A 12,794-nucleotide genomic window follows, 5' to 3' on the forward strand; every position below is an offset into this window, starting at 1 on the left:
ACCATGACGGAACCATTCGCCCGCTCGGGCGTTTGGCTGTCATGGTATCGTTTTTCCGTCTGCTGATCCTCTGCGCCACGGCCCTCTTTTTTACGGGTGCCGTGGCCCAAGACTCGTCGAACGCCTGGTATTCTGCCGAGGTGTTGAATGAGGGGCTTGGCGCTGCTCCTGATGATCTGGATCTTTCGACACCGCGCGCGGCGATGCGCAGCTTTGTCGAATATGCGCGCGCTGATCGGTTCGACGCGGCAGCGCATGTTCTCAACCTGTCGAGGGTCGAGCCCGAGCGTCAGCCTGACCGGGCGGTTCGCGTCGCGCAGCAGCTATATCAGGTGATCGACCGCCGCGTCTGGGTGGACTGGTCCGACCTGCCCTCGCGCCCGGATGCCAAGGTCGAGCAATCGGCCAGTGAGGGCAGCGGCCCCGGAGAGATGCGCCGCGACCTGGGGATCAAGCTCTTTGAGTTGAACGGCCGCGCCTACGAAATACGGATCGCGCGCTACAAGGCGGGCGAGGACAGCGAGCCGGTCTGGCTCTTTACACCGCAGACGGTCGCGGATGTCGCGCCACTGCATGACGCTTACGGCCCGCGCGCCTTCGAGCAATACATTCCCGACCGGATGAAGGATCAGCTGGGCGGGCTGCGGATCTGGGAGTGGCTCGGCCTTCCGATCATGCTGGGCCTGCTTATCGGCATCGGCTGGTCGGTCAATTCGATGGTCACCATGCTCGCGCGCAAGGCCCCTTACGGATTCTTGCAGCACGCCTTCGCACGCGCGGGCTTTCCGCTGGCACTGTTCGCCGTGGCGGTGTTGGCCCAGGTCGTGCTCAGCCTCGCGGTCTCGTTCTCCGGCCCGGTCACCAGTATTGTGCAGCCGCTGCTTGTGATCGTCATGGCCTCGGGTGTCGGGATGGCGGCGCTGCGCATCGTCGATGCGATCCTTGATCGCGTCACGCTGCGCTATGTCGGCGATATCGACGACACGCGCAGTCTCGACAAGCGCGAGCTTTATACCTCTATCTACGCGCTGCGGCGGGTCATCGTGCTCTTCATGGTCGGGTTCGCCGCGTTTTACGTGCTGGCACGGCTCAACCTCTTTCAATCCGTCGGGATGACGTTGCTGGCCTCGGCGGGTGTGCTGACGGTGCTTTTGGGCATCGCCGGGCAGGCGGTGCTGGGCAATATACTGGCCTCGCTCCAGATCGCACTGGCCAAGCCGGTGCGGATCGGCGACAGCGTGCTTTTCGAGGGCGATTGGGCCTATGTCGAAAGCATCTTCTATACCTTCATGCGCCTGCGCACATGGGACGAGCGGCGGATCATCGTCCCGGTGCGCTATTTCGTCTCCAAACCCTTCGAGAACTGGTCGGTCAAGGATGCCCGGATCATGCATACCGTCCGCCTCCGGCTCGATCACAGCGCCGATAGCGACGTGCTGCGCGACCGGTTTGTTGAACTGGCCCGCGAAGACGAGGGCGTGATCGAACACGATCAGATCGCCTGCTATGTCACCGATCACAACGCGCAGGGTGTGGAGATATCGTTCTACGCCATGTCGCCCGATCCCTCGACCGGATGGGTGACAGAAATGCGGCTGCGTGAGGGGATGTTGCGGTTCATCCGCGAAAGCCATCCCGAATGGTGGCCGCAGGAACGCGTCGAAGGCGGTGCGACAATCGCCGCCACACAGGGCTGAGCTCTCAGATCAGCGGGCGCGTGACCGGGGTGCGCGCGCCATCGAGGTCGGCGATCTCGCACAGCTTGTCATAATCTAAAAACTGCAGCCTCCCGTTGCGCCAGGACACCACGCCCATCTCGCGCAGGTGCTTGAGCGTCTTGTTGGTATGCACCAGCGACAGGCCGAGCGCGTCGGCCAGATCCTGTTGCCTGTAGGGCAGGGGCATCTCTGATCCCTCCACCAGCCCAAGCGCCATGCAGCGATCATGCAGCCGCACGAAGGCGCGCGCGATTCGCTCGATCCCGCTCATATGTCCGATCAGCGCCAGAACCTCGCCCAGAAAATGCTCTTCGACGGCGGCGATCCATGTCAGGTCAAACGCCCGTTCCGGTTGATCGCGAAACAGTGCCCACAGCGATTTTCGGTCAAACACGCAGAGCGTCATCGCCGTCGTCGCCTCAACGGAATGCTGCATTTCCTTCATCACCCCGGCCTGCAATCCGACAAAATCGCCGGGCAGAACGATGTTGAGAACCTGCCGGTCGCCCGATGCCATGGTCTTGTAGCGCAGGCCCATCCCGTCCAGCACCGTATAAAGCTGCGGGCTGTTCGATCCCTCCAGCATCAGCGTGGTTCCCGGATCGACCTGCAATTCTCCGGTCTTGAAACCCTGCATGAAATCGACTTCGTGGTCGCTCATCGGGGCAAAGAGCGACAGCTTGCGCAGCGGACAATTTCGGCAAGACGTCGCCATCGAATATTTCCTTCCCAATATGTCACAGTTAAATGCGGGGGTGCCCATTGTGCTCTACCCAAGGAGCATGCCCGAGATCGATACAATGAACAATGCAATGCCCGAAACCACGAATCCAGTGATACCCGTATTCCTTGTGCTGGAGCGCGACGCGCTGATTGCCGAGGATATCATGGGGTCGCTTGCGGATATGGGGCCATGCCGTACCATCCATGTCAGCGACGCGTCCGAGATCACGCCGCATCTGAGCGCGGAGCCGGCCGTTTCGGCGGTGTTTTTGGAAATGCGCCTGACGCAGGTTCTGGAACTCGGCCTTGACCGGCGTCTGGCCGAACATGGCGCGCATGTCATCCTCACCATCGGCGAGGATGACGCGGATCATGCGCAGGCCTTGGGCTGGGGCATGCTGGTGCGCCCTTTCACCGATGAGATGCTCCGCGAGGCGCTCATGGGCACGATCGAACGTCGGCGCTAGTCGCGCCTCTCGCGCATCGCGCGGCCCGCCTGCATGCCCATGGCAAAGCCTTCGGCAAGTTGCACCAGCGGGTCTTTGGTCGGCTCTGACGGGGGGGCAGCCCTGCGCGGCTCCTCTGCCCCGCCGCCCTGTGCCCCGAGCGCCATCAGGCAGAACCCCAGCACAAGATAGAGCGCGCCGATCACCGTATAGGCCATCAGTACGCCTTCATGCGCGGCCAGAAGGATCCACAGCGCCACGGTCAGAAACCCCAGCCCTGCAAGGCCAAAGACCACGCCCATCACGCTGAACGCGGTGGCGCGCGCCGCGTTGCGCAGGCGCGCGCCCATGGTCGAGAAGAAACCGGTCATCGGTCACTTCCGCCCGGTCATGAACCCAAGCAGAAAGCCGAGGCCAACAGCCAGCCCGACTGCTGCCGCAGGCTGATTGCGCACCTGATCGGCGGCCTGCTGGCCCATTTCCTCGGCGCGGTACTGCGCGTTGTGCATCTGTCGCTGGCCCGCATCACGCAGGTCGGCGGCCTTCTGGCGCGCCTGTTCGGTGGCCGCGTCGCGCGACGACCGACCCAAACCCGACAGCGTTTGCGAGATATCGGAAATGTCCTGCCGCAGCGTCGTGATCTGCTCCGAAAGTTGGTCGATATCCTTTTGCGGCGATGCGTCGGTGGTTCTCGATTGTGCCATTCTGCGGCCCTCCGTTTTGAGTTGCGTTGGCTTGTCAACGCGGGCGCGCCCGGGAAGTTCCAGAAAAACCTGTCAAAAATCCGGTTCGTGCCATGGCTTCTGGAATTTCTTCGGAACCATTTGCCTTGCCCGGGGGTTTTCAACGCAACGGCAACTCAGCAATGGAGGCACTCATGCTTTACTGGGCACTCATCTTTCTCGTCGTCGCACTTGTCGCCGGCGTTTTCGGCTTTGGCGGGATCGCCTCGGCCTCGGCGGGGATCGCGCAGATCCTGTTCGTGATCTTCCTCGTCCTTTTCGTCGTGGCGATGGTCGTGCGCGCGCTCAAGGGCCGCTCGCCCTGATTCGCATCCGTACACGGGCTGAACTCAAAAAAGGCCCTGCACCTTGATGGTGCGGGGCCTTTTCTCACCTTTCGGGGCAGGCGATCAGCCCTGCAACGTCTCGGTGCTGGCAAAGAACATCGCCTGGCTCACCGCAGACAGCACCTGATCCTCGGAATAGGGCTTGGTGATCAGAAAGGCAGGCTCTGGCCGTTCACCAGTCAACAGCCGTTCGGGGAATGCGGTGATGAACACCACCGGCACCTCGCCGATCTCTTCGAGAATGTGATTGACCGCGTCGATGCCCGAGGATCTGTCGGCCAACTGGATATCCGCCAGGATCATGTCCGGCGGGTCGCGCCGTGCGAGTGTCACCGCCTCGTCGCGGGTGCGGGCATTGCCGGTCACCTCGTGGCCCATGCCCTCGACGATGGCGGTGATGTCCATGGCGATGATCGCCTCGTCCTCGATCACCATGATCCGCCCGCAAATATCGCCAGACATCTCGCGATGCGCAATGCTGAGAAATTCGCCCGCCTCATCGGGGCTGACATCGAGAATCGCGGCGATGTCGCTGGTCTGAAACCCCTCGATGCTGTGCAGCAACAGCGCCTCACGGGTGTTGGGCGTCAGCGTCGAGAGCCGCCACTGCGCGCGGGCTTCGGCACCGTCCGCCTCGCCCATCTCGTCGACAGGCGCCCCGGACGAGATCCAGATCTGGTGAAACGCCCGAAACAGCGCGGCCTTGTGCGACAGGCCCGCATCGAACACCTCCTTGTCTGCCAAGAGCGTCTCTAGCGTGGCCGCCGCATAATGGTCCCCGGTTTTCTGATTGCCGGTGAGCGCCCGCGCATAGCGTCGCAGATAGGGCAGCTCCTCCGCGATGTGCTGCGCGAGGTCAGGCTGGCTTTGGGTTTCTGTCATGGCATCCTCAAAAAAATGTTGCTGTGCATGGAACCAAACGCGGCTTGGCGTGTTAGGTTCCCGCTCGGGCGAAAAAAACCGCCCGCTCAAGCATGGCAGAAAAAGCGGCACGATGACAAACAAACGCAGGACTTCAAGGTTGCAACAGCAGATCGACGACAATCTCCGGCGCGTCTATTCGGACACGGTGCAAGAACCGTTGCCGGACCGTTTCTCGCATTTGCTCGACAAATTGCGCGCGCAAGAGAGCGAAGAACCCAAGGATAAATCCGAGCAATCGTCAAAGGATGACTCGTGACCTCTAGTTCCGATCCCAGAGACGAGCTGGTAGAGCATTTGCCAGCTATGCGCGCCTTCGCGATGAGCCTGACGCACAATCCGGCGACGGCGGATGATCTCGTGCAGGACGCGGTGGTCAAGGCATGGGGCAATTTCGACAAGTTCCAGCCCGGCACCAACCTGCGCGCCTGGCTTTTCACGATCCTGCGCAACACGTACTATTCGCTCTATCGCAAGCGCCGCCGCGAGGTCGAGGATCCCGACGGCACGATGGCTGGGCAGTTGTCGGAAAAGCCCGCCCATGACGGGCATCTCGCGATGACCGATTTCCGCGAGGCCTTTGCCAAGCTCACCGACGAACAGCGCGAGGTGCTGGTGCTCGTGGGTGCCGAGGGCTTCTCGTATGAAGATGCCGCCGAGATGTGCGGCTGTGCCGTCGGCACGATCAAGAGCCGCACCAACCGCGCCCGCAAGCGTCTGGCCGAGTTGATGCATCTCGACGACGAGGACGAACTAGAGATGACAGATGCCGCTACGCTCGCCGTCGTGCAGGGCACGCCTGCAGCATGAGCGCCCGCCCAGCGCTACCCCGGCGCGCTCTCAAACCCCGCCTTGCCACGCAATTGATCGTGGTTCTCAGCATCGCCATCCTGCCGCTCGGGCTGATCTCGGTCTACCAGACCAACAAGGTCCTGCAAGAGCGCCAGTCGCTCTCTGAGTCCGCCCTTCTGCAACGCACGCAACAGGCGGTCGGCGAAAGCCGCGAGGTCATCCGTTCGGCAATCAGTTCCGCCGAGACACTGGCGGTCCAGATTTCCGCACTGCAATCCTCGGGCGACACCTGCAGCGCGGTCATGTCCGAGGTGGTGGACCGCTCGGAAACATTCGCCTTTGCAGGCTACCGCGACAACGCACGCGGGCTGATCTGCGCCTCAAGAGACGTCAGCGCCAATACCGAAAGCCCTCTCGATGCCCTTCCGGAAATCGACCAGCGGAGCGAGGCGGTGCTGATGCGCCCGCTCGAATTCCTCGGCGGGATCGCCACGTTCAGCGTCACCGTGCCGGTCATCGACGAGGGCCGCTTTGTCGGCACGGTCTGGATCGCGGTACCGGTTTCGGCCCTCAACGGGGCGCTCTCGCAGGCCGGCGAAAACGTCAATCTGGTGCTCTTCAAGACCGATGGCGACATCATCGCCACCGAGGATTACACCGAGAACCGGCGCTCCGTGCTGCCTGCCGACTACAGCCTTCAGGATCTCGCGGCCTCCGGGCGGCAGACCTTTCGTGGCAAGAGCCGCGAAGGCGAAACCCGCGATTTCGCGGTGTCGCCCATCGTTTCGGGGCAGGTCTTTGTCCTCGGCAGCTGGATGCCGCAGGAGCGCGGGATTCAGATGCCGATCTTCGAGCAGGCGCTGGCGCTCTATTTCCCATGCGCGATGTGGGCGATCACCATCGGCGTGGCCTATGTCGGCGTGCATCGTCTGGTGATCCGCCACGTGCGGCGGTTGCGCTCGTGGATGCGGCTCTATGCCAGCGGCGGTTATGATGATCTGGGCGACGCGCGGCTCGATGACGCCCCCGAGGAACTCGAGGTCATGGCCGATGCCTTTCGCGCGATGACGCGTCGCCTGTCAGAGCAGGACCGCCGCCGCGAGGAGGACTTGCAGGAAAAGACCGTGTTGCTGCGCGAAGTGCATCACCGGGTCAAGAACAACCTGCAACTGATTTCCAGCATGATGAACATGCAGATCCGCGCCACCGACAGCGCCGAGGCACAGCGCCTGTTGCGCCGGGTGCAGGACCGGGTGATGGCCCTTTCGGCCATTCACCGCTACCTCTATCTCGCGCGCAAGCTGTCGATGCTGCGCGCCGATAAGCTGCTTGAGGACATCATCCAGCAACTTGTGATCGTCGGCACCCTCGATGAGAGCGGCCAGCAGATCAAAGTCGCGACAGAACTCGACCCGGTCGAGATCAACCCCGATCAATCGGTGCCACTGTCGCTGCTGGCCACCGAGGCGGCGATGAACGCGGTCAAATATTGCGGCGTGAACGCGGAAGGCGAGGCGTGGATCAATATCGCGCTGAAATCGCAGGACGACGGCAACCTGTGCCTCAGCATCGTCAACTCGCGCGCGAGCGCGGACGACGATGCCGCGACCGACGATGCCAGCAGCACCGGGCTGGGCTCGCGCCTCATCAAATCCTTTGCGACCCAACTCAACGGCACGCTGGAAACCGAGGATTTGCCGGATCGCTTCGAGCTGCATGTGGTCTTTCCGATGGCCTGGCACGAGGCGCGGGAAGACGCCGTCTGAAAACTGTGGGTAATCGCGTTTTTCTCTGGAACCATCCGGGCGTTGCCGCGTTTGTTATTCAGCAATTAAACTGGAGGTCACCATGATACGCAAACGCATTTCGCTTCTCTCTCTCATCGCTTTCGCGTTCGTCAGCGCCTGCGAGACCGTGGAAGGTGCCGGGCAGGACATCGGCAAAGCCGGGGACGCCATTTCCGACACTGCCCAAGAGGCCGACAATTAAGCGCAATGATCAGCCCGCGGGGACACTCCTCGCGGGCTGATTTTTGGTGTGCACCCAAAGGAGCCACCCATGCCCGCACAATCCGAAGCCCAGCAAAAGGCCGCCGGGGCGGCCCTTTCCGCCAAGCGGGGCGAGACCAAGGTTGCCGATCTGCAAGGTGCCTCGAAAGACATGTATGAAACGATGACCGAGGCCGAGCTTGAAGAGATCGCGGCGACCTCGCATGACCATCTGCCCGACCGCAAGGAAGACTGAGCCGACCTCAGATCAGGACGACGAGGCCCCCGGTCACCGCCATGGCGAGCATCATCCCGATCAGCACCAATAGCCCATCGCCCATGAACATCCCCGTCGCCAGCACGACAATGATCGCGCCGAGGATCGAAGAGGAGAATGGGATCAGCTCCAGAAGCGGCATCACCATCCCGAAGATCAGGCAGATGCCCTGCGGCAGCCGCGCGAGCGGCGGAGTTACCAGCCCCCGCAATCGCCGCTTGGTAAAGGTATCGAGCCACCGCGCCGGACGGGTGAACCACAGCATCGCGCTGCGTGCGCGGTCGGTGCTTATGGTCGCGCGGCGCAGCCAGCCGGGCAGCCACAGGCTCGGGCGTTGCAGGATCTGTTGCAGCGACACCGCCGCGATCAGCAGGCCGCAGACGCTGGTAAATCCAGGCACCCCGCTCAGCGGCGAAACCAGCGCCAGCGACGGCACGATCAACAGCGGCGTATAGCTTGCCACGCCAAGCGCGTCGATCACCTCGCCGACGCTCGACGTCGCGCCATCCAGCGCCTTGCGCGCCTGTTTGACAACGTCGCTCGCGGTTTGCAATTCGGCAGAGGCCGGCACATCAGTCTCCTTTTTGAAAACGTCCCCCCAACCAACGCATCGCAGGGCGATCGGTTCCCCGCACGCCCTATCGGACCGTCACGGGCGCAGGCCGGGCAGTGCCCTCTTGTGACTGGCCCAGAGCGATCCGATCCCAGACAGCGCGATCAGCACCAACCCCAACAGCGACCAACCATCTGGCCAGTCGCCAAAGACCAGCACGCCAAGCACGGTGGCGGAAACCAACTGGCTGTAGATCAGGGGCGCGATCAGACTGGCCTCGGCAGTGCGGTTGGCGATCACCAGCATGAAATTGCCGCAGGCCGAGGCCCCGGCGCTCAGCGCGACAAGCAGCGACAGGCGCATGTCGAACACAGGCAATTCGCCGATCACGCCAAACGGGGTCAGCAGCGCGCTCCCGATCAGCAGTTGCGAGATCAGCAGAAACCGGGGCCGGTGCGCGCCCGCTACGGTGCGCGTCATCACCAGATAGGCCCCGTAGAACGTGCCCGCGGCCAGCGCAAAGCCCATGCCGGGCGTCGCCCCGAACCCCGGCTTGACCACCAGCATCACGCCCAGAAACCCGAGCGCCAGCAGCAGGCTGCGCCGCAGCGTCGGGCGCTCGTGCAGAAAGATCATCGCCAGCACGTAGGACACCACCGGCCCGATGAAGAACGCCCCGAAAACATTGGCCAGCGGCTCGGTCCGCAGCGCCGTCAGGATGCATGACACGCCCGCCGCGATGGCCGCCGCGCGCAACAGGATGCGCCAGCGAAACAGTTCCGGTACCTCATCCCGCGTCAGCCCGCTGAACGGCAGCAGCACCAGCCCCGCCAGCGCAAAGCGCGACCACGCCACGAAGAACGGATCGACCCCGCCCGCCGTCATCAGCTTGCCCGCCGTGTCGCCGACCACCACGCAGGTGACGGCGGCAAAGACCAGCAGGATGACACGAACAAGCTCTGACAGGGGCATTGCAGGGTTAGCCGCGCCCGACAAATGGCATCTTGGTCGCCATCAGCGTCATGAACTGCACGTTTGCCTCGGGCGGCAGATCGGCCATGTGCAGCACTGCGCGCCCCACTTCGGCCACGTCCATCGTGGGCGGCGGGTTGCCCGGATTGGCGGCGATGATCCCCTCCAGCAACTCGGTGCGCGCGTTGCCGATGTCGATCTGTCCGCAGGCGATGTCAAACGCGCGGCCATCAAGGCTGAGCGTCTTGGTCAGCCCGGTAATCGCGTGCTTGGTCGTGGTATAGGCGACAGAGCCTTCGCGCGGCGCATGGGCCGAGATCGAGCCGTTGTTGATGATCCGCCCGCCTTGCGGTGATTGCCGCCGCATCTGCCCGAACGCCGCCTGCGCGCAGAGGAACATGCCGTGCAGGTTCACATCGACCACCTGCCGCCATTCGTCATAGCCCAACTCGTCGATCGTCGCCGCGCGGCCAAAGCTGCCCGCGTTGTTGAACAGAACATCAAGCCGTCCGGTTCGGGCGGTGAAATCTGCGAAACAGCGCGCCACGTCCCGCGGGTCGGTCACGTCGCCGGGCAGGATCACCGCGCGATCATCCCCCTCGGCCACCGCCTCCAGCGCCTCGGGACGGCGCGCCATCAGGCCGACCTGCCAGCCTGCCGCCAGAAAGGCGCGCGCGCAGGCGGCCCCAATACCGGCACTTGCGCCGGTGACGAGAACGGTTTTCATGTCTCTTCCTCCTGTTCGAGTTCCAAGGGCACCGGCGCGGCTCGCAGATCGTCGATGCGAAGCGGCGCGGTGGGTTTCGACAGCCGGTTGCGCACCACCCAATGCAGCCGCTCCTCGGCGCGGGTGATCGCCACATAGGCCAGCCGCTTCCAAAGCGGTTGTCCGGCCTCGGATCGGCCCATCCGGGCGGCGGCATAGATATCGGGGGCAAAGACCTGCACATCGCGCCATTGCGACCCTTGCGCCTTGTGGATCGTCACCGCCGCGCCATGCAGGAAGGTTGCCCCCATATTGGCCGCATAGGGGATGAACGGCTCTTCCTCGTCGGGCTTCTCGATCTTGACGATAGAGGCCGCCGACAGTCGCGGGTCTTCGGCCCCGATGACATGCAGCCGCGAAAACCCGGGCCGCTTGCCGGGCCCGAGATAGATCACCTGCGCGCCCTTGATCAGCCCGCGCGCCTCCAGATCCAGCCGCTTCTTGCGATGTTTGAGCGGCAGCTCGATGCCGTCACAGACCAGCGGCTCACCTTCCAGCAGCGCCGTCTCGGGCGCGCCATGCACCGCGCGAAACGCATTGATCAGCCGGATGCGCGTGGCGTTGCGCCAGACCAGCACCGGCGAGCGCGCCATCAGATCGACCTCGACCCGCTCGGCCCATCGCACCCGCTCGTCGCGCTTGGCCGCGTCCTCGATCATCCGCTCGAACTGGTGGAACTCCAGCGCCGGATCAGCGAGCGCATGGGCCAGATCAAGGATCGGATTGTCGGCATCCTGCCGGTGGATGCGGCTCAGTTCCAACCGGGCAGGGGCGGGCAATGTCTCGAACACCATCCCGTCATTGGATTTGACGGGCGGCAATTGTGCCGGATCGCCGAACAACAGCAGGGTCGGAAAGATTTCCTGCAAGTCTGCGAATTGCTGACCATCCAGCATGCTCGCCTCATCGACGAACCCGATATCGAGCGGCTCTTCCCGGCGTTTCCAGCCAGTGATGAAATCCGAGCCGCGCAGCCCCGCCGCCGCCAAGGCTCCCGGAATGGACTTGTTGCTCTGGTAGAACGCCAGCGCCCGGTCAAGCGCCAGATCGGTCAGCCCCTCGACCTCGGGGCGGTCGCCATTCCCGGCCAGCCATTCGGCGATCTTTTCATATTCCGGGTCATAGACCGGGGTATAGAGAATGCGGTGAATGGTTGTTGCGGGCACACCGCGCAGGCGCAGCACGCTCGCCGCCTTGTTGGTCGGCGCGAGAATCGCCAGCGTGCGCCGGTCGCGCCGTTTGCGCCCCTCCCAATCGCCCGAGACCACATCCACCCCCGCTTCCTCCAGCGCACGGTAGAGCGCGGCCAGCAAGAGCGTCTTGCCCGACCCGGCCTTGCCCACCACCGCCAGAACCGCCTGCTTACCCTCACGCGGCGGAGTCAGCAGCCCTTCGTCAAGGTCCACACCCACACCGCGCAACGCCTCTGCGATGCGGTCATGGGCCTCTGCCTGATCGGGAGAATAGATAAGTTCGGTCTCGGTCATGCGCGCGACCCTAGCGCCGGGGCGGATGAGGTGCCAGCGAAAGACGCAGCCGCCATGGCGATGTCGCTTGACCCGGCTGGCGCACCTTCCCTATTGCGATACCAACAGGTAAAGTCACACAAAAAGACCGGGGGCGTACAGGCCGCGCACCCCGCGACCAAGGGGAACGGGACCATGGCGCATATCATCGTCGTCGGGAATGAAAAGGGCGGCGCGGGCAAATCCACCGTGTCGATGCATGTGGCGACAGCCCTTGCGCGGATGGGGCACAAGACCAGCGCGCTCGATCTCGATCTGCGGCAGCGGACCTTTGGCCGCTATGCCGAGAACCGTAAACGCTTTCTTGCGGCCGAGGGGCTCGATCTGCCCAGCCCGCGCTATCACGACCTGCCCGAAGTGGCCGCCGATCAGCTCAAGCCGGGCGAGAACGTCTATGACCGCAGGCTCTCGGCGGCGGTGGCGGAACTGGAGCCTGACAGCGATTTTATCGTGATCGACTGCCCCGGCTCGCATACCCGCCTCAGCCAGGTGGCGCATAGCCTCGCCGATACGCTGATCACGCCGCTCAACGACAGTTTCATCGACTTCGACCTGCTCGCCAATATCGACGGCGACGGGCAGAAGATCCTCGGGCCGTCGGTCTATTCCGAAATGGTCTGGAATGCGCGTCAATTGCGGGCACAGGCCGGGTTGAAGGCGATCGATTGGGTCGTCCTGCGCAACCGGGTGGGCGCGCAGCAGATGGTCAACAAGGAAAAGATGGGCCGCGCCATCGAAAATCTCGCGCGCCGGATCGGCTTTCGCGTGGCACCCGGCTTCAACGAACGGGTGATCTTCCGCGAGCTCTTCCCGCGCGGCCTGACGCTGCTCGATCTCAAGGATATCGGGGTCAAGGGCCTCAACATCTCGAATATCGCTGCCCGTCAGGAATTGCGTGATCTGATCAAGGCGCTGAACCTGCCCGGCGTCACGGCCAAGTTCTAGTCCCTGTCACCGCCGGTCAGGCCGGACCATCAGCAACCCCATGCCCGCCATGCGTGCCCTTGAACGGCGCGCGCGCTCCCCCATATCTTTAGAACATA

At 63.5% G+C, this 12,794-nt stretch carries 17 protein-coding genes; 9 read left to right on the forward strand and 8 right to left on the reverse strand.

Annotation, left to right across the window (positions count from 1 at the left end; genetic code table 11):
- The first annotated feature begins 41 nt into the window (after positions 1-41).
- Positions 42-1,697 (forward strand): mechanosensitive ion channel family protein, encoded by a 1,656-nt coding sequence (locus tag BMX04_RS06300; RefSeq protein WP_074785487.1) that lies wholly within the window; start codon positions 42-44, stop codon positions 1,695-1,697.
- Between the two features lie 4 nt (positions 1,698-1,701).
- Here the strand turns inward: BMX04_RS06300 and BMX04_RS06305 are convergent, their stop codons facing one another.
- Positions 1,702-2,433, reverse strand: coding sequence for a Crp/Fnr family transcriptional regulator (locus BMX04_RS06305; protein ID WP_074785488.1), 732 nt, complete (start codon positions 2,431-2,433; stop codon positions 1,702-1,704).
- Between the two features lie 67 nt (positions 2,434-2,500).
- Between BMX04_RS06305 and BMX04_RS06310 the strand changes: the two genes are divergently transcribed.
- A complete protein-coding gene (locus BMX04_RS06310) occupies positions 2,501-2,908 on the forward strand; it encodes a hypothetical protein (RefSeq protein WP_083398107.1) in 408 nt (135 codons plus the stop codon).
- Here BMX04_RS06310 and BMX04_RS06315 read toward each other — a convergent pair.
- Positions 2,905-3,258: a phage holin family protein gene (locus BMX04_RS06315; protein ID WP_074785489.1), complete on the reverse strand. Its 354-nt coding sequence runs from the start codon at positions 3,256-3,258 to the stop codon at positions 2,905-2,907. The genes BMX04_RS06310 and BMX04_RS06315 overlap by 4 nt on opposite strands.
- Before the next feature lie 3 nt (positions 3,259-3,261).
- Positions 3,262-3,591: an ElaB/YgaM/YqjD family protein gene (locus BMX04_RS06320; RefSeq protein ID WP_050663205.1), complete on the reverse strand. Its 330-nt coding sequence runs from the start codon at positions 3,589-3,591 to the stop codon at positions 3,262-3,264.
- A gap of 173 nt (positions 3,592-3,764) precedes the next feature.
- Between BMX04_RS06320 and BMX04_RS06325 the strand changes: the two genes are divergently transcribed.
- A complete protein-coding gene (locus BMX04_RS06325) occupies positions 3,765-3,935 on the forward strand; it encodes a DUF1328 domain-containing protein (protein WP_074785621.1) in 171 nt (56 codons plus the stop codon).
- A gap of 84 nt (positions 3,936-4,019) precedes the next feature.
- On the opposite strand, the gene BMX04_RS06330 is transcribed toward BMX04_RS06325, so the two are convergent.
- Positions 4,020-4,838, reverse strand: coding sequence for a response regulator (locus BMX04_RS06330; RefSeq protein ID WP_074785490.1), 819 nt, complete (start codon positions 4,836-4,838; stop codon positions 4,020-4,022).
- Between the two features lie 139 nt (positions 4,839-4,977).
- On the opposite strand from BMX04_RS06330, the gene BMX04_RS06335 reads away from it, so the two are divergent.
- From BMX04_RS06335 to BMX04_RS06355, 5 genes are all read left to right on the forward strand, one after another.
- Positions 4,978-5,136 carry a NepR family anti-sigma factor gene (locus tag BMX04_RS06335; protein WP_244888490.1) on the forward strand — a complete coding sequence of 53 codons (159 nt, stop codon included), beginning with the start codon at positions 4,978-4,980 and terminating at the stop codon, positions 5,134-5,136.
- Entirely contained in the window at positions 5,133-5,687 is a 555-nt protein-coding gene (locus tag BMX04_RS06340) for an RNA polymerase sigma factor (protein WP_175477334.1), read from the forward strand. Before BMX04_RS06335 ends, BMX04_RS06340 begins: the two co-directional genes overlap by 4 nt.
- Positions 5,688-5,746: 59 nt before the next feature.
- A complete protein-coding gene (locus BMX04_RS06345) occupies positions 5,747-7,435 on the forward strand; it encodes a sensor histidine kinase (RefSeq protein ID WP_244888492.1) in 1,689 nt (562 codons plus the stop codon).
- 82 nt (positions 7,436-7,517) lie between these two features.
- Positions 7,518-7,658 carry an entericidin A/B family lipoprotein gene (locus tag BMX04_RS06350; RefSeq protein ID WP_074785494.1) on the forward strand — a complete coding sequence of 47 codons (141 nt, stop codon included), beginning with the start codon at positions 7,518-7,520 and terminating at the stop codon, positions 7,656-7,658.
- A 69-nt stretch (positions 7,659-7,727) separates the two neighbouring features.
- Entirely contained in the window at positions 7,728-7,913 is a 186-nt protein-coding gene (locus BMX04_RS06355; protein ID WP_074785495.1) for a DUF3008 family protein, read from the forward strand.
- Between the two features lie 7 nt (positions 7,914-7,920).
- On the opposite strand, the gene BMX04_RS06360 is transcribed toward BMX04_RS06355, so the two are convergent.
- The 4 genes from BMX04_RS06360 to BMX04_RS06375 form a co-directional block, all read right to left on the reverse strand.
- The gene (locus BMX04_RS06360; protein WP_074785496.1) at positions 7,921-8,505 is read right to left on the reverse strand and encodes an exopolysaccharide biosynthesis protein; all 585 of its coding nucleotides are present in this window, start codon (positions 8,503-8,505) and stop codon (positions 7,921-7,923) included.
- Positions 8,506-8,583: 78 nt separating this feature from the next.
- A complete protein-coding gene (locus tag BMX04_RS06365; protein ID WP_074785497.1) occupies positions 8,584-9,459 on the reverse strand; it encodes a DMT family transporter in 876 nt (291 codons plus the stop codon).
- Between the two features lie 7 nt (positions 9,460-9,466).
- Complete coding sequence (locus BMX04_RS06370) at positions 9,467-10,186, reverse strand: SDR family oxidoreductase (RefSeq protein ID WP_074785498.1); 720 nt, start codon at positions 10,184-10,186, stop codon at positions 9,467-9,469.
- Entirely contained in the window at positions 10,183-11,712 is a 1,530-nt protein-coding gene (locus BMX04_RS06375; protein WP_074785499.1) for an AAA family ATPase, read from the reverse strand. The genes BMX04_RS06370 and BMX04_RS06375 overlap by 4 nt, the downstream gene beginning before the upstream one ends.
- A gap of 174 nt (positions 11,713-11,886) precedes the next feature.
- On the opposite strand from BMX04_RS06375, the gene BMX04_RS06380 reads away from it, so the two are divergent.
- A complete protein-coding gene (locus BMX04_RS06380) occupies positions 11,887-12,696 on the forward strand; it encodes a division plane positioning ATPase MipZ (RefSeq protein WP_050663228.1) in 810 nt (269 codons plus the stop codon).
- The last annotated feature ends 98 nt before the right edge of the window (positions 12,697-12,794 follow it).

The organism is Roseovarius tolerans, assembly GCF_900109855.1.
Classification (GTDB): Bacteria; Pseudomonadota; Alphaproteobacteria; order Rhodobacterales; family Rhodobacteraceae; genus Roseovarius; species Roseovarius tolerans.